The sequence below is a fragment of the Aureimonas endophytica genome, from assembly GCF_014642635.1.
Taxonomy (GTDB): Bacteria; Pseudomonadota; Alphaproteobacteria; order Rhizobiales; family Rhizobiaceae; genus Plantimonas; species Plantimonas endophytica.
In genome coordinates this window covers 314102-333457 of the sequence record NZ_BMIQ01000006.1, presented here as the reverse complement: position 1 = coordinate 333457, position 19356 = coordinate 314102, and the positions used below count along the sequence as shown (strand labels likewise).

Here is a 19356-nt window from a genome sequence, read left to right as displayed (position 1 = left end):
CGGGCCTATCGCAGGAATGCGACACCTCTCCCGAAACGACGAAGGCCGCCGGATCGTGCCCGATCCGGCGGCCTTCGAAAGGGGCGCGGCGGCCCGGCTCAATAGCGATAATGTTCAGCCTTATAAGGACCTTGCGGGGTGACGCCGATATAGTCGGCCTGGACCTCGCTCAGCACTGTCAGCCTTGCGCCGAGCTTGCCGAGATGCAGGCGCGCGACCTTCTCATCGAGATGCTTGGGCAGGACATAGACCTGGTTGTCGTATTTCTCGCCCTTGGTGAAGAGCTCGATCTGGGCCAGCGTCTGGTTGGTGAAGGAGGCCGACATCACGAAGCTCGGATGGCCGGTCGCATTGCCGAGATTGAGGAGCCGCCCCTCCGAGAGAAGCAGGATGCGCTTGCCGTCCGGGAACTCGACCATGTCGACCTGCGGCTTCACATTCGTCCATTTCAGGTTGCGTAGCGCCGCGACCTGGATCTCGTTGTCGAAATGGCCGATATTGCCGACGATCGCCATGTCCTTCAGGGCGCGCATGTGCTCGATCGTCACGACGTCGCGATTGCCGGTGGTGGTGATCACGATGTCGGCCGTCGGCGCCGCGTCTTCCAGCGTCACGACCTCAAAGCCGTCCATCGCCGCCTGGAGCGCGCAGATCGGATCGACCTCCGTCACCTTGACGCGGGCGCCCGCGCCGGCGAGCGAGGCGGCCGAGCCCTTGCCGACATCGCCATAGCCGCAGACGACCGCCACCTTGCCGGCCATCATCACGTCCGTGCCGCGCCGGATGCCGTCGACCAGGCTCTCCTTGCAACCGTACTTGTTGTCGAATTTCGACTTCGTCACCGAGTCGTTGACATTGATCGCGGGGAAGGGAAGGAGCCCCTTCTTCTGAAGCTGGTAGAGACGGTTGACGCCCGTCGTCGTCTCCTCCGTCACGCCCTTGATCGCGTCGCGCTGACGGCTGAAGAAGCCGGGCGTCGCGGCCATGCGGCGCCGGATCTGCGCGAAGAGGATCTCCTCCTCCTCGCTGCCGGGATGGGAGAGGACATCCTCGCCGTTCTCGGCGCGGGCGCCGAGCAAGATATACATCGTCGCGTCGCCGCCATCGTCGAGGATCATGTTCGACGGCTGGCCGTCCGGCCACTGGAAGATGCGGTCGGTATAGGTCCAGTAGTCCTCCAGGCTCTCGCCCTTGATGGCGAAGACCGGCGTGCCAGTCGCGGCGATCGCGGCGGCGGCATGGTCCTGGGTCGAGAAGATGTTGCAGGAGGCCCAGCGGACCTTGGCGCCCAGCGCCTGCAGCGTCTCGATGAGGACAGCGGTCTGGATCGTCATGTGCAGCGAGCCGGTGATCCGCGCGCCGGCCAGCGGCTGGTCGGCGCCGAACTCGGCGCGGCAGGCCATCAGGCCCGGCATCTCGGTTTCGGCGATCTGGATTTCCTTGCGGCCCCAATCGGCCAGCGCGGCGTCCTGGATCGCATAGTCCTGCCCGGCTGGGGTCCGGTTGTCAGACATCGGCATCATCCCGAAAGGCGGGCGCCGCCAAACCGGCCGCCCGGAAGCATCCGGCGGACGAGTAGCAGCCGATGCTCGGCCGGGCAAGGGATATAAAGACTTCTTTATATGTTTCTATTCGCCCGCGAAGGGCCGGCCGGTCTCAGGCCTCCTCGCCGAAGCGGTCGGCGACGAGGCGCTCAATGGCATCCAGCGCCTCGCGCGCCTGCGGCCCCTCGGCCGAGACCTCGATCGTCGTGCCGATGCCGGCGGCGAGCATCATCAGGCCCATGATCGACTGGCCGCCGACGCTCATGCCGTCGCGCGAGACCGTGACCTCGGCGTCGAAGCGTTCGGCGACCTGCACGAACTTCGCCGAGGCGCGGGCATGGAGGCCGCGCCGGTTGACGATGGGCAGCGTCCGCGAGCGCCGCTCCTCCGCATTGTCCTGATGATCGTCCGGCAAGGCTCGTCTGGTCCCGGTGAAGTCTATTGCCCGCTGAGGATGCGGCTCGCGACATTGATATATTTGCGGCCGGCTTCCTGGGCGTGCTGGAGAACCTCGTCGAGGCCGCGATCGTTGCGGATGCTGGCGAGTTTGATCAGCATCGGCAGGTTCATGCCGGCCAGCACGTCGACGCGCCCGGCCTCCATCACGGAAATTGCGAGATTGGAGGGGGTGCCGCCGAACATGTCGGTGACGATCACCACGCCCTGGCCGCGCTCGGCCCGGTTCACGGCGGCGATGATGTCGCTGCGCCGCTGCTCCATGTCGTCCTCCGGGCCGATCGAGATCGTCTCGAAGGCCTCCTGCGGGCCGACGACATGCTCCACGGCGTGACGGAACTCGTCGGCCAGGCGTCCATGCGTGACGAGAACGATGCCGATCATCGACGCGCGACCGCTTCTTCGCGAAGGGAAGGATTCATGCGGAAAAACAGGTCGTCCTCAAGCCGGCGGGAGCGCCGATCGTCGTGAGCCATGCGGCCTTCCGATGGATTGTCTCGGCCGATCGCCCATCACGTTTCGGCCCGTTCATGCAGATGGCGACGCCTCGATCGTTTCGCGAGACCGCGACGTTGCGCCATTCCGTCCCGGCAGGGCCGGATGATGCCCCAAGATCGGCGGGTTTCGCAACGCCGAACGCGGTTTCGGCGGGGTTTGGCGTGATTCTGCCTGGGGTTTGTCAACTCTTCGTTAACGACGATGGCCGTTTGGCAAGGTTCAGCGCATCGCGAGCGTGTGCAGGACGTCGGCGCCGAAGGCCGCCTCGCGCGCCGGCAGGACGATTCGGCGCAGCGCGACGCCCAGAATCACCACGCGCTCCTCGATCGGCATGCGCTCGAACTCGGCCGGCTCGCGCAGTTCCACGACGAAGCCGATCGTCGCCGTTCCCGTCCAGTCCTCCGTGACGATGCCGACGCCGGAAATCTCGATGCGGCCGGCAATGGTGCTCGGCGCGGTGGCGAGGACACGGCCCTCCTGGAGGCTGAGCAGCACCTGGTCGTCGGCGACGAGCCGGGCGGAAAGGCCGAGGAGCTCCGCCCGGCGCAGGGTGGAAAGGGCGAGGGCCGACTTGCCGGAGCGCGAGCGGCCGCGGATCAGGACACCGGTCTTGCCGACGACGATGGCGGTGCCGTGGAAATTCGTCGGCGCCTCGCTCATTCGGCCGGCAGCCGGACGATGAAGCGCGCGCCGGCAAGGCCCGAAGGATCGTCGGCCGGCATGTTCTCGGCGGCGATCGTGCCGCCATGGGCTTCGACGATCTGGCGCGAGATCGAAAGGCCGAGGCCGGAATTCTGGCCGAAGGCCTCGCCGGCCGGCCGGTCGGTATAGAAGCGCTCGAAGATCCGCTCGACGGCCTCCGGCTGAATGCCCGGCCCGTTGTCCTCCACCGTCACCACGAGGCCGCCCGCCGAATGGCGGAGGCGCACCAGGATGCGCCCGCCCGCCATCGGCACGAAGGAGCGGGCATTGTCGACGAGATTGGTGAAGACCTGAGTCAGGCGCAGGTCGTGGCCGGAGATCATGTAGTCGAGCCCCTGCGGCGGCGGCACGACTTCGAGGTCGATGCGGGTGTCCCAGCCCTCCTTCGTATGGCTGCGCGCGCCGTCGACCACCGAGCCGAGAAGGGCGGCTAGGTCGATGCGCGCGGAATCCTCCCGCGCCAGCTCGGCATCGAGGCGCGAGGCGTCGGAAATGTCGGTGATCAGGCGGTCGAGCCGGCGCACGTCATGCGCGATCACTTCCAGGAGGCGGGCCTTGGAGGTCTCGTTACGGGCGAGCGGCAGGGTCTCGACGGCGCTGCGCAGCGAGGTGAGCGGGTTCTTCAGCTCGTGGCTGACATCGGCGGCGAAGCTCTCGATCGCGTCGAGCCGCTTGTAGAGCGCCTCCGTCATCTCGCGCAGCGCCGAGGCGAGATTGCCGACCTCGTCCGAGCGGTCGCCGAAATCGGGGATCTCCTCGCGCGCCTTGACCGAGCGCTTGACGCGGATGGCGGCCGCCGAAAGGCGGCGCAGCGGCGTCGCGATGGTCGAGGCGAGAAGCGTCGACAGGACGATGGTGACGAGCGAGGCGACGGCGAAGACGCGCACGATCGCCATGCGCTCGGCCTGGACGATCTTGTCGATGTCGCTGCCCTGCGTCGACAGGAGGAGGACGCCGAGGATCGCGCGGAAGCGCTGGATCGGCACCGCGACGGAGACGATCAGCTCGCCCTTGTCGGTGACGCGCACGATCGTCGCCGGACTGCCGGTCAGCGCGTTGACGACTTCGGGATAGCTGGAGCCGGAGCCGCCGGGCGTTTCGGAATAGAGCGGCAGGTCGCCGCGCTGGAACAGCCGCCGCACCCAGTCGAGCGCGCGGTCGGCGGCGCTCGATTCCTCGTCGGCGACGGGCGGCAGGTCGTAGCGCAGGATCTGGCCGCGCGAATAGAGATGGCGCGAATCGAGGATCAGGTTGGCGTCGCGGTCGTAGAGCCGGGCCCGGGTGCGGGTCGGCGAGATCAGGCGCCGCAGGAGTGGCGCGACGCGCTCGGGATTGATCGGGAAGTCGAGGCTGTCGGCGCTTTCGGCATTCGGCTGCAGGGTCGCGCCGGCCTGGAGTTCCAGGAGCTTTTCCGGGTCGAGCGTGATCGAGTTCGTGTCCACCGTCGCCGAGGAGGCGATGGCGCTGGCGATGATCTCGCCCTGCGTCAGCAGGCTCTCCACCCGCGCGTCGATGAGGCCGGCGCGGAACTGGTTGAGATAGAGGATGCCCGAGACGAGGACGATCAGCGCGACGAGATTGAGAAAGACGATGCGCCGCGTCAGCGAGGAGAAGAGGGAATGGTCGAGCAGGCGCTGGGTGCCGAAAAACAGGCGGCCGACCACCGGCAGCCGCCGGATGCGCGCCCGCGCCACGGCCTGCCGGCGGCGACGGCGCATGGCGGCGCGGTCGCGGGAAGTGTCGATGTCGGTGCCGGCGACCATGGCTTGCGGAGGGTTGGAACCCTCAGATTTCCCGGAAGCGATAGCCGACGCCGTAGAGCGTCTCGATCATGTCGAAATCGTCGTCGATCGCCTTGAACTTCTTGCGCAGCCGCTTGATGTGGCTGTCGATCGTGCGGTCGTCCACATAGACCTGCTCGTCATAGGCGGCGTCCATCAGCGCGTCGCGGCTCTTCACGACGCCGGGGCGTTGGGCGAGCGAATGGAGGATCAGGAACTCGGTGACGGTCAGCGTCACCGGCTGGCCCTTCCAGGTGCAGGTGTGGCGCTCCTGGTCCATCACCAGCTGGCCGCGCTCCAGCGAGGCTTCCGGCGAGGGAACGAGCTTGACGCCTTCCTTCGCCGCCGCGCCACGCCGCAGCACCGCGCGCACCCGCTCGACCAGGAGGCGCTGGGAGAAGGGTTTGCGGATATAGTCGTCGGCGCCCATCTTGAGGCCGAAGAGCTCGTCGATCTCCTCGTCCTTGGAAGTGAGGAAGATCACCGGCAGGTCCGACTTCTGGCGCAGGCGGCGCAGGAGTTCCATGCCGTCCATGCGCGGCATCTTGATGTCGAAGATCGCCAGATGCGGCGGCCGGCTCTGGAGCCCTTCGAGGGCCGAGGCGCCGTCCGTATAGGTCTCCACCCGATAGCCCTCGTTCTCCAGCGCGATCGACACCGAGGTCAGGATGTTCCGGTCGTCGTCAACCAGGGCGATGGTGGGCATTCCCGTTTCTCCCGTAAGGCCGGCGGGAAGAGACACCTCCCGGCCGGCTGGGCGGCCCGCCCCCGATCGGGCGGAGCGCCCCTAGCGCTTCGTCTGACGCCGACGTCTAGACCCCGCTCCCGAGAGAATTGTGGCAGCGGTGGCGCCGGACCATGGCATCCCCAGGTGGAACGCCAATCTCCTTCTTTCCCGCAAAGCGCCATGTGGCGCAAGAAGAAATCGCTGTTCCGCAAGAACGGGGCGCATTTCACCGCCCCGCTTCGCCCGGCGAAGAAAGATGAACGATCAGGCCGGGCGTTCCGTCAAAGCTTGACCTTGCGATATTCGGTCGTGTCGGGCCGATCCTTGTCGCCGAGATAGGCCTTGGCGAATTCCCAAGCCTGCGTGATCTTGTTGGCCTTCACGTCCCAGAGTTCGGCCATGTCGGGATCGACCACCAGGACGGCGACGGAGGGATCGTCCTTGCCCTGCGGCAGCCAAGCTTCGGCATCCGGGCTCCACAGGCGCTCGATCAGGGCGCGATCGGCCGAGATCCGCGCCCGGCCGCTGACCGAGACGTATTTGCCGTGCTTGGAGAAGGTGAGGGCGACCTGCTCCTCGGCTTCCACCTCGTCCACCTTGTGGGTGTCGCGTTCGGTGAGAAACAGGATCTCGCGCCGCTCCTCGGAGATATAGGGCGCCATCGGCCGGGCGCGCAGCCCGTCGCCGGCCTGCGTCACCACCATGCAGGTGTCGAAGTCCTCGACCATGTCCCAGAACTTGTCGCTCGCCGTTTCGGCCATCGCCGGCCACCTCCGTTCGATCTCTTAACCACGGCGCGCGCTCGCCGCGCGCCCGCCGACCTCAAACGCACGAGAATCGCAAAAGTGCCCGCCGAAACCGCCCGGGGCCACGGCCGCGATGGCGCGCTCCGCCGATAAGAAACGATTGAAATCCGTCTTTAAACCGATTTGACTATAGAGGAAGATATTTCAATCGTTTAATATTATAGAATACTTCAATTTGACTTGCTTGACGGTGTTTTGCGTCTATCATCCACTTCCATCGCAACCATCCGTTAAGGAGTGCCGCCGGTGAGCCGAACGAACGAGAGCGGAGTCTGCAATCCCTATCGCGGTCTGGAGACCATGGGCTTTGCCGAGCCTGCCTCCGTGGCCTGGAACCTCGATGCGGCGGCGCTCGTCGAACTGAGCGTCCGGCGCGGCGAGGGTCTCCTGACCGCCCATGGCGCTCTCGCCGTCACCACCGGCCAGCACACCGGCCGTTCGCCGAAGGACAAGTTCGTCGTCCGCGACGGCGAGACCGAGAACCGCATCTGGTGGGACAACAACCAGGCGATGTCGCCGGAGGCCTTCGACCGCCTCCATGCCGACTTCAAGGCGCATGTGATCGGCCGCGATCTCTTCGTGCAGGATCTCGTCGGCGGCGCCGACGCCGACAGCGCGCTGCCCACCCGCGTCGTCACCGAATATGCCTGGCACTCGCTCTTCATCCGCAACCTGATGATCCGGCCGAGCCGCGAGGCGGTGCGCCAGTTCGAGCCGGACCTGACCATCATCGACCTGCCGTCCTTCCGCGCCGATCCGGCCCGGCACGGCTGTCGCGGCGAGACGGTGATTGCCGTCGATCTTGTCCGCCGCATCGTCCTCATCGGCGGCACGTCCTATGCCGGCGAGATGAAGAAGGCGGTCTTCACCGTCCTCAACTATCTCCTGCCGGAGCGCGGCACCTTGCCGATGCACTGTTCGGCCAATGTCGGCGAGGCGGGCGACACGGCGGTCTTCTTCGGCCTGTCCGGCACCGGCAAGACGACCCTTTCGGCCGATCCGACGCGCACGCTGATCGGCGACGACGAGCATGGCTGGGGGCCGGACGGCGTCTTCAACTTCGAGGGCGGCTGCTATGCCAAGACGATCCGCCTGTCGGCCGAGGCCGAGCCGGAGATCTTCGCCGCGACGCGCTCCTTCGGCACGGTGCTGGAGAACGTCATCCTCGACGAGCGGCGCGTGCCCGATCTCGACGACGGCCGCCTGACCGAGAACACGCGCGCCGCCTATCCGCTGGACGTCATCCCCAATGCCAGCGCCACGGGCCGCGCGCCCCATCCGAAGACCATCATCATGCTGACGGCCGATGCCTTCGGCGTGCTGCCGCCGATCGCCAGGCTCTCGCCGGCCGAGGCCATGTACCACTTCCTGTCCGGCTATACGGCGAAGGTGGCGGGCACCGAGAAGGGCGTGACCGAGCCCGAAGCGACCTTCTCCACCTGCTTCGGCGCGCCCTTCATGCCGCGCCATCCGGCGGAATACGGCAATCTCCTGCGCGATCTCGCGGCGCGCCACGACGTTTCCGTCTGGCTCGTCTCGACCGGCTGGACCGGCGGCGCCTACGGCACGGGCAAGCGCATGCCGATCAAGGCGACGCGGGCGCTGCTCGCCGCCGCCCTCAACGGCTCGCTCGACCAGGCGGAGTTCCGCACCGATCCGAATTTCGGCTTCGAGGTGCCGGTGGCGGTCGCCGGCGTCGACGGCGCCATTCTCGACCCGCGTTCGACTTGGAACGACAAACCCGCCTATGACCGGCAGGCGGAGCGGCTCGTCGGCATGTTCCGGGCGAATTTCGCCAAGTTCGAGGCGCATGTCGACGAGGAGGTGCGGCAGGTCCTCCCGGGCTTTCCCGTCGCGGCGGAATAACTGAACGCCTTTCACGAGGCTTTCCCGGCCCGCCATCCGCGAGGATGGCGGGCCGTTTCGTTTCCGGGCCGCGTCGTCCGCGGATTTTTGCTATCCGAGTGGGGATCGCAGCTTCGAGGTCCCGCTTTCCTTGCTCCAGCCGCGACGACGGCCGCCTTCGTTTCGCCAAGCGGCTTGACGGCGGGGCTCCGGCGTCCCTTCTTGCGCATCGGTCGGCGGCAGGGCGGAAAGGACGAAGGCATGGCGGGGGAGGATCGCGATCTCGTCGTCACCGCGCGCCTGACGATCCCCGCCTCGGCGCTGGAGGAAAGCTTCATCCGCGCCAGCGGACCGGGCGGGCAGAATGTCAACAAGGTGGCGACGGCCGTGCAGCTGCGCTTTCTGGCCAGCGCCTCGCAGGTCCTGCGGCCCGATGTGCTGGAGCGCTTCCTGAAGCTCGCCGGCAGCCGCGCCACGAAGGAGGGCGAGGTGCTGATCGAGGCCTCGCGCTTCCGCACCCAGGAGCGCAATCGCGAGGATGCGCGCGAGCGCCTTGCCGAGCTCCTGCGGCAGGCCCTCGTGCCGCCCCCGCCGCCGCGCCGCAAGACCCGGCCCTCCAAGGGCGCGGTCGAGCGGCGGCTGGCGGCGAAGAAGCTGCGCTCCGGCGTGAAGCGCGACCGGGGCCGGATCGGCGACTGAGTCGCGAAGGTCAGCCGGCTTCCGCGACGCCCTTCCGCTGCGCATGACGGCCAGTCTCCAGCGAGGCGAGGGCGGCGGCGAGCGCCGTGAAGCCGGCGACGAGAAAGGCGGGGGCATAGGTGCCGGCGCTTTCGCGGATGAGCCCGGCGCCGAAGGCCGCCGTCGCCGCGCCGAGCTGATGGCCGACCAGAATCCAGCCGAAGACGATCGGCGCCTCGCGCTCGCCGAAGGCGCGATTGGTCAGCGCCACGGTCGGCGGCACGGTGGCGATCCAGTCGAGGCCGTAGAACACGGCGAAGACCGCGAGGCTCGCCGGCCCGAAATCGAGGAAGGGCAGGGCGAGCAGCGACAGGCCGCGCAGCCCGTAATACATGAAGAGCAGACGGCGCGGATCGTAGCGGTCGGTCAGCCAGCCGGAGCCGGTGGTGCCGACGAGATCGAACAGGCCCATGGTCGAAAGCAGGCCTGCCGCCGCGAGCGGCGCGATGCCGTGATCGCCGCAATAGGCGATGAGATGGGTGCCGACGAGCCCGTTGGTGGTCAGGCCGCAGACGAAGAACGTGCCGAAGAGCAGCCAGAAGGTCGGGCTGCGCGAGGCCCGCGCCAGTGCCGTCAGGGCAAGGCCGGGCGTCGCCGCCTGCTTCAGGCGCGGCGGGGCGCTTTCCGGCGTCTCGCCGAAGCGCGTCGTGCCGACATCGCCCGGATGTTCGGGAACGAAGAGCGCGACGAGCGGCACCAGCGCCAGACAGGCGAGGCTGACGGCGAGGACCACCGGGCGCCAGTCGCCGTCGCGGGTGAGCCAGGCGAGCACCGGCAGGAAGACAAGCGCGCCGGTGGCGGTGCTGGCGCTGAGAAGGCCCATGACGAGGCCCTGGCGGGTGGCGAACCAGCGGTTGACCACGGCGGCGCCGAGCACGGAGGCGATGGCGCCGCTGCCGATGCCCGACAATACGCCCCAGGTCAGGAGATAGTGCCAGCTCTGCGTCATCCACTGGCTGAGGAAGGTGGCGCCCGCCATCAGGGCGAGGCCCGTCATCATCACCCGCCGGATGCCGAAGGACAGCATCAGCGCGGCGGCGAAGGGGCCGACGAGGCCGTAGAGGAAGATGCCGATGGCGGAGGTGAAGCTGATCGTCGCGCGGTCCCAGCCGAAATTCTGCTCGAGCGGCAGCATGAGGACGCTCGGGGCGGAGCGCAGGCCCGCCGCGACGAGGAGCGCCAGGAAGGTGACCGCGACGACCACCGAGGCGCGGCGCAGGGCCGTGGAGGAGGTCATGTCGGCGCCAGCTCGGTGAGACGGTTCAACGTGGTGATCAAGGCCTGCCATTCTCCACCTTCCAGTTCTGCGAGCACCCGGTCCTGCGCCGCCGCCCAGCTTCCCTCGGCCGCATGGAGCGCCGCCGCGCCCGCATCCGTCAGTCGCGCCGCCTTCGAGCGTCGGTCGGCCGTCTCGATCCGCACCCAGCCCGCCCGCTCGATCGGCGCGAGCGTGCGGTAGAGCGACGTCCGGTCCATGACGAGACGCTCGGCCAGCCGGCTGAGCCCGAGCTCGCCGTCCCGCGCGAGATGGCGCAGGATGGCGAATTGCGTGGTCGTCATGCCATGGGCGGCGAGCTGCTCGTCATAGAGACGGGTCAGGGCCCGCGAGGCCTTGCGCAGGGAGGTGCAGGCGCAGGGAGCGGATGAGTGATGCATATGCATCAATTTCCACGGCGCGGCCCCGCCGTCAAGTCGTCTCGGTCCGCGCCGCGACGAGCTCCGTGAACCCCAAGTGAACGAGGCCTTCAGGCAGGGTTCCGGCGGACAGGCGCAAAACAGGGGCGTCCTTCTTTCCTGGCTGCGGCCAGTCCCTTCCGGAGACGTCCATGACCCGCATCAGCTTCGCCAGCGCCGCGTTCGCCGTCCTCGTCGGCTTCGCCGCCGTCGCGCCCGCCTCCGCCAACGACGTGCGTATCGACCAGTATGGCTGGGCCAATTCCGCCGGCGGCGCCCAGAACGGCTATCGCAACCGGATGCGGGTCTATCAGGACGGCCGGTACAACACGATGACCGGCCAGCAGCGCGGCCGGCACAATCTATCGGCCGTCGGCCAGCAGGGCTCGGACAATTACGGCGCCACCTATCAGAGCGGCGAGCGCAACGTCGCCGGCATCGGCCAGTTCGGCTCTAACCATACGACGATCCTCACCCAGGACGGCAACGGCAATATCGCCGCCGGCGTGCAGGTCGGGCGCGGCTGCCAGGCCAATGTCGCGCAGGGCGGCAGCGGCAATGTCGCCGCCTTCGTCCAGGCCTGCGACTGATCGCGCCACCGATCATCCGACGTCGCGCGAGTTCCAAGGAGAATCCTGCCATGTTTCGCATTCTCAACCAGCCGCGCCGGGCGGTCCTCGCTCTCGCGCTCGTTCTTCTTCCCGCCGGGGCGCTGGCGACGATCGGCGATGCGGGCGCCTCCGCCGGGCCGCTGCGCTGCGAGATCCGCGCGGTGCCGAGCGGCGGCATGGTGGCGCTCGAAGCGCTCGCCCGTTCCGACCGGAGCGTCGGCGGCAGCTATGCCTTCCAAGTGACGAGCGCCGGACGGGGCGGCGGCACCGACATCCATCAGGGCGGCGCCTTCCGGGCGGCGGCGGGAGAGACGGCCCGGCTCGGCCGCGTCACGCTCGGCGCCGATGGCGCGGTCTATGACGCGACGCTCGACGTGACGGTCGGCGGCCGAACGATCTCCTGCACGGAGCGCGTCGGCGGGGCCCTCTGAGCGGCTTGCGCGGTTGGTAAGGGGCGCCCGGTCGGCGCCCCTTTCGTTTGTGCGTCCAGCCATTCACTGAACGGCAGTTGAACGACCGGTTCCGGCCGCATTCAGCCGCGGGATGCGAGAACCGAAGCATCGGCCGATCGGGCCGGATGACGGAGCTTCCGATGACCCGCTTCTCGCTCAAGACCCTTGCCGCCGTGCTCCTCGCCGGCCTTCTCGGCCAGGCGGCGCTGGCGCCGTCGGCGCAGGCCGGCGGACGCCTGTCCTGGACCTACGCCCCGTCCGAGCGCGACGAGGCGACGGTGCTCGGCACGGGTCTCCGGCTCTACTCGCTCTATCAGGGCCTGCGCGACGGCAGCATCCGGCAGCAAGGCCGCAATAACAGCGCCGGCCTCGCCCAGAACGGGCGCGGCAATCTCGGCCTCATACAGCAGCGCGGCGACGGCCACCAGGGAACGCTGCGCCAGACCGGCGACGACAATGCCTATGGCCTGTTCCAGTTCGGCCGCCGCGCCTCGGACGATATCGTCCAGAACGGCAATGGCGGCAGCGGGGCCACCTTCAGCTACGGCTGGTAAGGCGCGGGGCCGCAATAGGCCTGGAAGGCCGCCACGAGATGCCGGAAGACCGCATCGACGCGGCGGCTGCGTCGCAGATCCTCGTGGGCCACGATCCAGGTATCGAGATGGTGGAGCACGAAATCCGGCAGGACGCGCCGTAGGTCGCGGCTGCCGATCCGAATGTGCGCGATGCCGATGCCGAGCCCGGCGCGAACGGCGGCGAGCTGGGCCGGATGGCTGTCGGTGCGCAGCGTGAAGCGAAACGGCTGGCCGGTCGTCGCGGCCAGGGCCTCGACGAAGGCGAGATCGGCCATGGCCCGGTCCGGCCCGATGAGAGCGTGGTCGGACAGTTCGGCGAGCGTCGCCGGCAGGCCATGCCGCTCGGCATAGGCGGGCGCCGCGAAGAAGCCGAGCGCGATGCGGCCGACATGCCGGGCGACCAGCGCGTCCTGGCGCGGCGCCACCATGCGGATGGCAAGGTCGGCTTCCTGATGGAGAAGATCGGCGCTGACATTGCTGAGCGCCAGTTCGATCGAAAGGCGCGGATGGCGCTCCCGCAAGCCGGCCAGCATCGGCGGCAGCACCTCGATCCCCACGAAGTCGGCGACGCTGATCCGCACCGTGCCGGCGATCTCCCGCGCTTCGCTTGCGACGGCGCGGCGAAAGGCCTCCGAGGCGAAGGCCATCCGGCGCACGGGATCGGCGAGGCCGCGCGCCTCCTCGGTCGGCTGGAGACCGTTGACGCCGCGCGTGAAGAGCGGCTGGCCGACGGCCCGTTCCAGCGCCTCGATCCGGTGCCGCACGGTCGGCTGCGTGAGGCCGAGCGCCCGCGCCGCCGCCGACAGGCTGCCGGTGTCGAGCACGGCCAGGAAGGCGCGCTGATCGTTCCAGTCGATGACGGGCTCGCTCATGGATTTTCGATGAGCGGTCGAGCGCTTCCCGTCAATTCATTTCATGTCGATCCGGGCGCATCTCTCGTCGAAACGTCAAGGAGAGGCGCGATGACGAAGACGATCCTCATTCTCGGCGCGACGGGCGGCGTCGGCGGCGCCGTCGCGCGTGTCCTTTTGCGGCGCGGCTGGACGGTGCGGGCGCTGGCGCGCGATCCGGTGAAGGCCGCCGCCGCCTGGGGCGCCGCGCCCGGACCGGACTGGCGGCGCGGCGACGCGATGCGGCGGGACGACGTGAGCGAGGCCGCCGCCGGCGCCTCCGTCATCCTGCATGGCGTGAATCCGCCCGGCTACAGCGATTGGGACCGACTGGTCCTGCCGATGATCGACAACACGATCGCCGCCGCGAGAAGCGCCGGCGGCGCGCGGATCCTCCTGCCCGGCACAGTGTACAATTACGACCCCGCCGCCTTGTCCCTCGTGGACGAGACGGCGCCGCAGGAACCCGCCAGCCGCAAGGGCGCGATCCGTGTCGAGCTCGAACGGCGTCTCCTGGCGGCGGCGCCGGACGTGCCGAGCCTCGTCGTCCGGGCGGGCGACTTCTTCGGTCCCGGCGTGCGGCAGAGTTGGTTCGCCCAGAGCCTCGCCAAGACGCCGCTGACACGCATCCTCAATCCCGGCCGCCCGGGGATCGGCCATGCCTGGGCCTATCTCCCGGATCTGGCGGAGGCGATGGCGCGGCTGCTCGAACTGCCGTCCGGCCACCTGCAGCCGGCGGAGCGGGTGCAGTTCGCCGGCATCTGGGACGGCGACGGCCGGCAGATGGCGGCGGCGATCCGGCGGGCGGTGAACCGGCCGGACCTTCCCGAGCGCCGCTTTCCCTGGTGGCTCATGCGGCTTCTGGCGCCCTTCGGCGGCTTCCCGCGCGAGGTGATGGAGGTGCGGCCCTTCTGGCGGCACGCGCTGGCCTTCGACAATCGCCGGCTGGTCGAGCTGATCGGCGAGGAGCCGCGCACGCCCCTGGAAACGGCCGTCGCCGAAGCGCTCGCCGCCGCCTGACGGCGGGGTGGCGTCGCTGCCCGGTTCAGCAGCAGCGGGCGATCCGGTTCGGGCCGCCGCCATAGCGGTGTTCCAGGCGGTTCCGATGGAATTCGGCGAGACTCATCACCGGCTCGCCGGGATGCTGCGCCTCGTGATGCCGGACGTAGGTGTCGTAGTCCGGCACGCCGACCATCAGATTGCCCGTGCGGGCGATCGCGTCGATCACCTCCACCGCCTTACACAGGAACGCCATCATAGACCTCCTTGGTGCTCGGCCGCTCGCTGGCCAGTGCCGCGCGGATGGCGGTGGCGGCGTAGAACAGCATCGCGACGATCACGATCATGAAGAAGGCGCAGAGCGCGGCGTCGACATAGTCGTTGAAGACGATCTGCCCCATCTCGGCCGGCGTCTTGGCGGGGGCGAGCAGTTGCCCTTCGGCGAGCGCGGCGCGGAACGTCTCGGCATGGGCGAGGAAGCCGATCTTCGCATTCGGGTGGAACATCTTCTGAACGCCCGCCGTCAGGGTGCAGATCAGGAGCCAGGCCGTCGGCAGGATGGTGACGAAGGCATATCGCTGGCGCTTCATCTTGAAGAGCAGCACCGTCGCGAGGATGAGGGCGATCGCCGCCAGCATCTGATTGGAGATGCCGAAGAGCGGCCAGAGCGTGTTGATGCCGCCGAGCGGATCCGTCACGCCCTTGTAGAGGAAATAGCCCCAGGCCGCGACGGCCAGCGCCGTCGCCGCGAGACTGGGGCCGAGCTTCTGCGTTTCCTTCATCGCCGGCACGAAGGCGCCCATGAGATCCTGGATCATGAAGCGGGCGACGCGCGTGCCGGCATCGACCGTGGTCAGGATGAACAGCGCCTCGAACAGGATGGCGAAGTGATACCAGAAGGCCATCATCGTCTGGCCGCCGATCACCTGGCTGAGGATATGGGCCATGCCGACCGCGAGCGTCGGGGCGCCGCCGGCCCGCGACAGGATCGTCGCCTCGCCGACATCGCGCGCCATCTGGTCGAGAAGATCCGGCGTGACGGCGAAGCCCCAACTCGCGATCTTCGCCGCCGCCTCCACGCTCGTCGTGCCGATCAGCGCCGCCGGGCTGTTCATGGCGAAATAGATGCCGGGCTGGAGCACGCAGGCCGCGATCAGCGCCATGATGGCGACGAAGCTTTCCGTCAGCATCGCGCCGTAACCGATGAGGCAGAGGTCGTTCTCGTTCTCCACCATCTTCGGCGTCGTGCCGCTGGCGATCAGCGAGTGGAAGCCGGAGACGGCGCCGCAGGCGATGGTGATGAAGAGGAAGGGAAAGAGCGCGCCGGAAAAGGCCGGGCCCGTGCCGTCGACGAAGCGGGTGAGGGCCGGCATCTGCAGATCCGGCCGCACGATGAGGATGCCGAGCGCGAGGCCGATGATCGTGCCGATCTTCAGGAAGGTCGAGAGATAGTCGCGCGGCGCCAGCAGCAGCCAGACCGGGATGACCGAGGCGACGAAGCCATAGGCCATGAGGAGCAGCGCCAGGGTCTCGCCGCGATAGGTGAAGAGCGGCGCGAGCGTCGCGGAATGGGCCACCGGCTGGCCGAGCACGATGGCGAGCATCAGCAGCACGAAGCCGATGGCCGAGACCTCGCCGATGCGGCCGGGCCGGACATAGCGGCCATAGAGGCCCATGAAGACGGCGATCGGCATGGTGGCGATCACCGTGAACGTGCCCCAGGGACTGCCGGCCAGCGCTTTCACGACGACGAGGGCGAGGACGGCGAGAATGATGACCATGATCATCAGCACGCCGACGAGGGCGATCGTGCCGGGCACCCGCCCCATCTCGCTGCGCACCATGTCGCCGAGCGAACGCGCGTCGCGCCGGGTGGAGAAGAAGAGGATCAGGAAATCCTGCACCGCGCCGGCGAAGACGGCGCCGACGAGCAGCCAGAGCGTGCCGGGCAGATAGCCCATCTGCGCCGCCAGCACCGGCCCGACCAGAGGACCCGCCCCGGCGATCGCCGCGAAATGATGGCCGAAGAGCACGTTGCGGTTGGTCGGCACGTAGTCCAGCCCGTCATTGCGCCGCACCGCCGGCGTCGGCCGCTTCGGATCGACCGCGAGGACCCGGCGGGCGATGAACAGGCCGTAGAAACGATAGGCGACGAGATAGGTGCAGACCGCCGCCGTGACGATCCAGAGCGCGTTGATCGTTTCGCCGCGCGCCAGCGCGACCGTGCCGAGCGCCGCCGCGCCGAGCAGCGCGACGCCGCCCCATGCCAGCAGCCGCATGGGCTGCGCCTTCGCCCTTACGAGCGTCATGCCTTACCTCCCCCGTATTCTCGTTCGCCGGCGGCCTCCCGCCGGCGACTCGCTGCCCGTCAGGCCGAGGATGCGCCATTCTCGTCTGGCGTGCATCCTGAAAAGGCGGAAGGCCGTCGTGCCGAGGGGCGACAGCGGGGCGGGGCATGGCCGGCGGCGGGGGCGCGGATCGGGGACCTTGGCACAGGCGTCGCTGCCGCCACGCTCGACGCGACTTGCAACCATGGAGGGAATCGGTCTCCCTACGGAAACCGTCGACACGCGGCGAGAAAGGTTCGTCATGTCTGAAGGCAAGACCGTTCCGCCGTTCTACGCCCATTCGACCGAGCGGCAAGATAAGGCCGACTGGGAATTTCTTCCTGATCATCTGGCGGCCGTCGCGATCTTCGCCGAGCGTTTCGCCCGTTCTTTCGGCCTCGCCAAGGCGGCCTGTCTCGTCGGGCTGCTGCACGATCTCGGCAAGTTCGATCCGAGGTTTCAGCTACGGCTGACGGATGACAGGATCCGGGTCGACCATTCGACGGCCGGCGCTGCCCTGCTGATGGCGGAAGCCGAAAGCGCGCTCACCATGTCCAGCCGGCACAAGGACGGGGTCATGGCGCAGCTGATGGCATCGGTGGTGGCCGGTCACCATGCCGGCCTGCCGGACCATCGCGGCGCGGACGAGGCCAATCTTGCGGCCCGCGTCGCGGGCTACAGTCTCGTCGAACGGCTCGATCCCGCCTGGCGCATGGTGTTGCCGCTCGACCTGACGGATCTGTTTCCGCAAGGCTTCCGCCTGTCGCCGCAGCGGGATTTCTTCCCGTTCCAGCTGGCCCTGCTCGGCCGCATGCTGTTCAGCGCCCTGGTCGATGCCGACCGCAAGGCGACGGAACGTTTCAATGTCCTGACCGGCGGCGGCCCGGAGCCGGATCGCGACTGGCCGAGCCTCGCCGCCTGCCTGCCGGCCTTCCGGGACGGCTTCGGGGCGAAGATCGCCGGCTTCGGCGAGCCGGAGGGCGAGCTCGCCGTCCTGCGCGCCCGCATCCTCGCGCATGTGCGGGCCAAGGCCGCGATGCCGCCCGGCCTCTTCACGCTGAACGTGCCGACCGGCGGCGGCAAGACGCTGGCCTCGCTCGGCTTCGCCCTCGACCATGCCGCCTTCCACAACGCGGCGGCCGGCGCGGAGCGCTTCCGCCGCATCATCACCGCCATCCCCTTCACCTCCGTCACCGAGCAGACGGCGGCCGTGTTCCGCGAGGTGCTGGGCGAGGATCTCGTCTTGGAACATCATTCCGGCTTCGAGACCGAGGAGGAAAAGCCGCAGGCTTCTTCCAGTGTCGAGGCCGACAGCCGCTGGGCGACGAAGGATAAGATGCGCCTCGCCATGGAGGACTGGGCGGCTCCCGTCGTGGTGACCACCCACGTCCAGCTTTTCGAGAGCCTGTTCGCCTCCCGCACGTCGCGGACGCGCAAATTGCACAATATCGCCAATAGCATCGTCATTCTGGACGGGGCGTGGGTCGAAACCTCTGCATCTCCAAGAAGAACGGGAAGTCGACGCTCGTCGCCCTCCACGCGGGGGCGTGGGTCGAAACAATAAGGGCGACCGGGTTTACCTCGCCTTGCCGGGTCGCCCTCCACGCGGGGGCGTGGGTCGAAACTCGCAAGCGTTGATCGTCGGGCCGTAGGCGACGGGTCGCCCTCCACGCGGGGGCGTGGGTCGAAACTGGACGAAGAAGACGTCGGTGATCGACGTCGTGGGTCGCCCTCCACGCGGGGGCGTGGGTCGAAACTCGGCGTTGTCGCGGACCCACGCCTGCGCTTCCGTCGCCCTCCACGCGGGGGCGTGGGTCGAAACCAGAATGGCAGCGGCCAAGCAGTGCAACGCACCTGTGGCCCTCCACGCGGGGGCGTGGGTCGAAACTGCGAGAACGGCAGATAGTTTCCGCCCGGCGTCTGTCGCCCTCCACGCGGGGGGTGTGGGTCGAAACAGCGTCCTGAAGCTCGTGCCGATGCTGGAGGAGATCGTCGCCCTCCACGCGGGGCGTGGAGCCAAACTCGCCGGGCAGATCGCCAAGGTTGAGGACCTGCGTCGCCGCCCCACGCGAGGGCATGTTTCGCTTGGAGAAATCCATCCGTCGCGAAGCCCGGCTTTCCATGCCGAGCGGCGACGCGGCGTCTCAGCCGTGTTTCCGCCGTCTGGCTCGGCCGGTGATTTGTCACTAAGCGAGGCGTGTCCCGTTTTCCTGCCGGAAGCGATCCTCGCATGTTCTATTTCGCCTATGGCTCCAATCTCTGCCGCCGGCATTTTTCGGCGCTCTGCCCGGCGGCGGGGCTGGTCGGGCCGGCGCGGCTCGTCGGCTACCGGCTCGTCTTCCGGGGCTTCGCCGACATCGAGCCGGCGCCAGGGGAATGCGTGCCGGGCGGGCTCTGGCGCGTCACACCCGCCTGCCGCGCGGCGCTCGACCGCTACGAGGAGGTGGAGCGCGGCCTCTATCGCCCCGTCGATGTCGATGTCGAACTCGTGCCACGCGAGGAGGGCGAAGGGCGGAGCCCGATCGCGGCCTTTTCCTATCGGATGCTGGAAGAGGGCTATCGCCCGCCGGTGCCGGCCTATCTCTCGGTCATCGCGGGGGGCTATCGCGATTTCGGCTGGGACGAGACCCTTCTCGATCGCGCCGGTTTGGCGAAGCACCGGGACTGAACGCAACACGTCCCGGCGCCTGATCGCTATCAAAACACGCAAACCCTAACGAAGTCTCACCGG

At 68.4% G+C, this 19356-nt stretch carries 20 protein-coding genes, 1 pseudogene and 1 CRISPR repeat array; of the genes and pseudogenes, 8 read left to right on the top strand and 13 right to left on the bottom strand.

All coding sequences use genetic code 11. The features are described 5' to 3' along the window. Window positions 1-98 precede the first annotated feature (98 nt). From ahcY to IEY14_RS19100, 7 genes are all read right to left on the bottom strand, one after another. A complete protein-coding gene (gene ahcY / locus IEY14_RS19130) occupies window positions 99-1514 on the bottom strand; it encodes an adenosylhomocysteinase (protein WP_188911380.1) in 1416 nt (471 codons plus the stop codon). A gap of 142 nt (window positions 1515-1656) precedes the next feature. After that, on the bottom strand, window positions 1657-1959 hold the full coding sequence (locus IEY14_RS19125) for an HPr family phosphocarrier protein (protein ID WP_188911378.1): 303 nt from the start codon (window positions 1957-1959) through the stop codon (window positions 1657-1659). Window positions 1960-1982: 23 nt separating this feature from the next. Next, window positions 1983-2384: a PTS sugar transporter subunit IIA gene (locus IEY14_RS19120; protein ID WP_188911376.1), complete on the bottom strand. Its 402-nt coding sequence runs from the start codon at window positions 2382-2384 to the stop codon at window positions 1983-1985. Between the two features lie 333 nt (window positions 2385-2717). Continuing rightward, on the bottom strand, window positions 2718-3158 hold the full coding sequence (locus IEY14_RS19115; RefSeq protein ID WP_188911374.1) for an HPr kinase/phosphorylase: 441 nt from the start codon (window positions 3156-3158) through the stop codon (window positions 2718-2720). Continuing rightward, window positions 3155-4963 carry a sensor histidine kinase gene (locus IEY14_RS19110; protein ID WP_188911372.1) on the bottom strand — a complete coding sequence of 603 codons (1809 nt, stop codon included), beginning with the start codon at window positions 4961-4963 and terminating at the stop codon, window positions 3155-3157. The genes IEY14_RS19115 and IEY14_RS19110 overlap by 4 nt, the downstream gene beginning before the upstream one ends. 22 nt (window positions 4964-4985) lie before the next feature. After that, window positions 4986-5687 (bottom strand): response regulator transcription factor, encoded by a 702-nt coding sequence (locus IEY14_RS19105; RefSeq protein WP_188911370.1) that lies wholly within the window; start codon window positions 5685-5687, stop codon window positions 4986-4988. Window positions 5688-5989: 302 nt separating this feature from the next. Further along, window positions 5990-6469, bottom strand: a complete 480-nt coding sequence (locus IEY14_RS19100; protein ID WP_188911367.1) for a pyridoxamine 5'-phosphate oxidase family protein — start codon at window positions 6467-6469, stop codon at window positions 5990-5992. Between the two features lie 345 nt (window positions 6470-6814). On the opposite strand from IEY14_RS19100, the gene IEY14_RS19095 reads away from it, so the two are divergent. Beyond that, a complete protein-coding gene (locus tag IEY14_RS19095) occupies window positions 6815-8380 on the top strand; it encodes a phosphoenolpyruvate carboxykinase (protein ID WP_188911458.1) in 1566 nt (521 codons plus the stop codon). Window positions 8381-8620: 240 nt separating this feature from the next. Continuing rightward, entirely contained in the window at window positions 8621-9058 is a 438-nt protein-coding gene (gene arfB, locus IEY14_RS19090; protein ID WP_188911366.1) for an alternative ribosome rescue aminoacyl-tRNA hydrolase ArfB, read from the top strand. A 10-nt stretch (window positions 9059-9068) separates the two neighbouring features. Here arfB and IEY14_RS19085 read toward each other — a convergent pair whose 3' ends face one another. Both IEY14_RS19085 and IEY14_RS19080 read right to left on the bottom strand, forming a co-directional pair. After that, window positions 9069-10334: an MFS transporter gene (locus IEY14_RS19085; protein WP_188911363.1), complete on the bottom strand. Its 1266-nt coding sequence runs from the start codon at window positions 10332-10334 to the stop codon at window positions 9069-9071. Beyond that, a complete protein-coding gene (locus IEY14_RS19080) occupies window positions 10331-10753 on the bottom strand; it encodes a MarR family winged helix-turn-helix transcriptional regulator (protein ID WP_210318494.1) in 423 nt (140 codons plus the stop codon). Before IEY14_RS19080 ends, IEY14_RS19085 begins: the two co-directional genes overlap by 4 nt. A gap of 170 nt (window positions 10754-10923) precedes the next feature. Here IEY14_RS19080 and IEY14_RS19075 point away from each other — a divergent pair, with 170 nt between their 5' ends. The 3 genes from IEY14_RS19075 to IEY14_RS19065 all read left to right on the top strand — a co-directional run bounded on the left by IEY14_RS19075 (window position 10924) and on the right by IEY14_RS19065 (window position 12388). Further along, window positions 10924-11361 (top strand): curlin, encoded by a 438-nt coding sequence (locus IEY14_RS19075; protein ID WP_188911362.1) that lies wholly within the window; start codon window positions 10924-10926, stop codon window positions 11359-11361. 50 nt (window positions 11362-11411) lie between these two features. Beyond that, window positions 11412-11813 carry a curli-like amyloid fiber formation chaperone CsgH gene (csgH, locus tag IEY14_RS19070; protein WP_188911360.1) on the top strand — a complete coding sequence of 134 codons (402 nt, stop codon included), beginning with the start codon at window positions 11412-11414 and terminating at the stop codon, window positions 11811-11813. A 161-nt stretch (window positions 11814-11974) separates the two neighbouring features. Further along, window positions 11975-12388 (top strand): curlin, encoded by a 414-nt coding sequence (locus IEY14_RS19065; RefSeq protein ID WP_188911357.1) that lies wholly within the window; start codon window positions 11975-11977, stop codon window positions 12386-12388. Here IEY14_RS19065 and IEY14_RS19060 read toward each other — a convergent pair. Then, the gene (locus IEY14_RS19060; RefSeq protein ID WP_188911355.1) at window positions 12376-13281 is read right to left on the bottom strand and encodes a LysR family transcriptional regulator; all 906 of its coding nucleotides are present in this window, start codon (window positions 13279-13281) and stop codon (window positions 12376-12378) included. The genes IEY14_RS19065 and IEY14_RS19060 overlap by 13 nt on opposite strands. A gap of 90 nt (window positions 13282-13371) precedes the next feature. On the opposite strand from IEY14_RS19060, the gene IEY14_RS19055 reads away from it, so the two are divergent. Continuing rightward, window positions 13372-14319 (top strand): NAD(P)H-binding protein, encoded by a 948-nt coding sequence (locus tag IEY14_RS19055; protein WP_188911353.1) that lies wholly within the window; start codon window positions 13372-13374, stop codon window positions 14317-14319. Between the two features lie 25 nt (window positions 14320-14344). On the opposite strand, the gene IEY14_RS19050 is transcribed toward IEY14_RS19055, so the two are convergent. Continuing rightward, the gene (locus tag IEY14_RS19050; RefSeq protein WP_188911351.1) at window positions 14345-14554 is read right to left on the bottom strand and encodes a YbdD/YjiX family protein; all 210 of its coding nucleotides are present in this window, start codon (window positions 14552-14554) and stop codon (window positions 14345-14347) included. After that, window positions 14538-16607, bottom strand: a complete 2070-nt coding sequence (locus tag IEY14_RS19045) for a carbon starvation CstA family protein (protein ID WP_280515056.1) — start codon at window positions 16605-16607, stop codon at window positions 14538-14540. Before IEY14_RS19045 ends, IEY14_RS19050 begins: the two co-directional genes overlap by 17 nt. Here IEY14_RS19045 and IEY14_RS26320 point away from each other — a divergent pair. Further along, window positions 16576-17418 (top strand): annotated as a pseudogene (locus tag IEY14_RS26320) (CRISPR-associated endonuclease Cas3''); the annotation flags it as partial. The gene IEY14_RS19045 and the pseudogene IEY14_RS26320 overlap by 32 nt on opposite strands. Before the next feature lie 458 nt (window positions 17419-17876). Here IEY14_RS26320 and IEY14_RS26190 read toward each other — a convergent pair. Then, window positions 17877-18008, bottom strand: coding sequence for a hypothetical protein (locus tag IEY14_RS26190; RefSeq protein WP_280515055.1), 132 nt, complete (start codon window positions 18006-18008; stop codon window positions 17877-17879). Window positions 18009-18152: 144 nt separating this feature from the next. Further along, window positions 18153-18513: direct repeats of the CRISPR family, unit length 32 nt; unit sequence GTCGCCCTCCACGCGGGGGCGTGGGTCGAAAC. 342 nt (window positions 18514-18855) lie between these two features. Between IEY14_RS26190 and IEY14_RS19035 the strand changes: the two genes are divergently transcribed. Continuing rightward, window positions 18856-19293, top strand: a complete 438-nt coding sequence (locus IEY14_RS19035; protein ID WP_188911349.1) for a gamma-glutamylcyclotransferase family protein — start codon at window positions 18856-18858, stop codon at window positions 19291-19293. The last annotated feature ends 63 nt before the right edge of the window (window positions 19294-19356 follow it).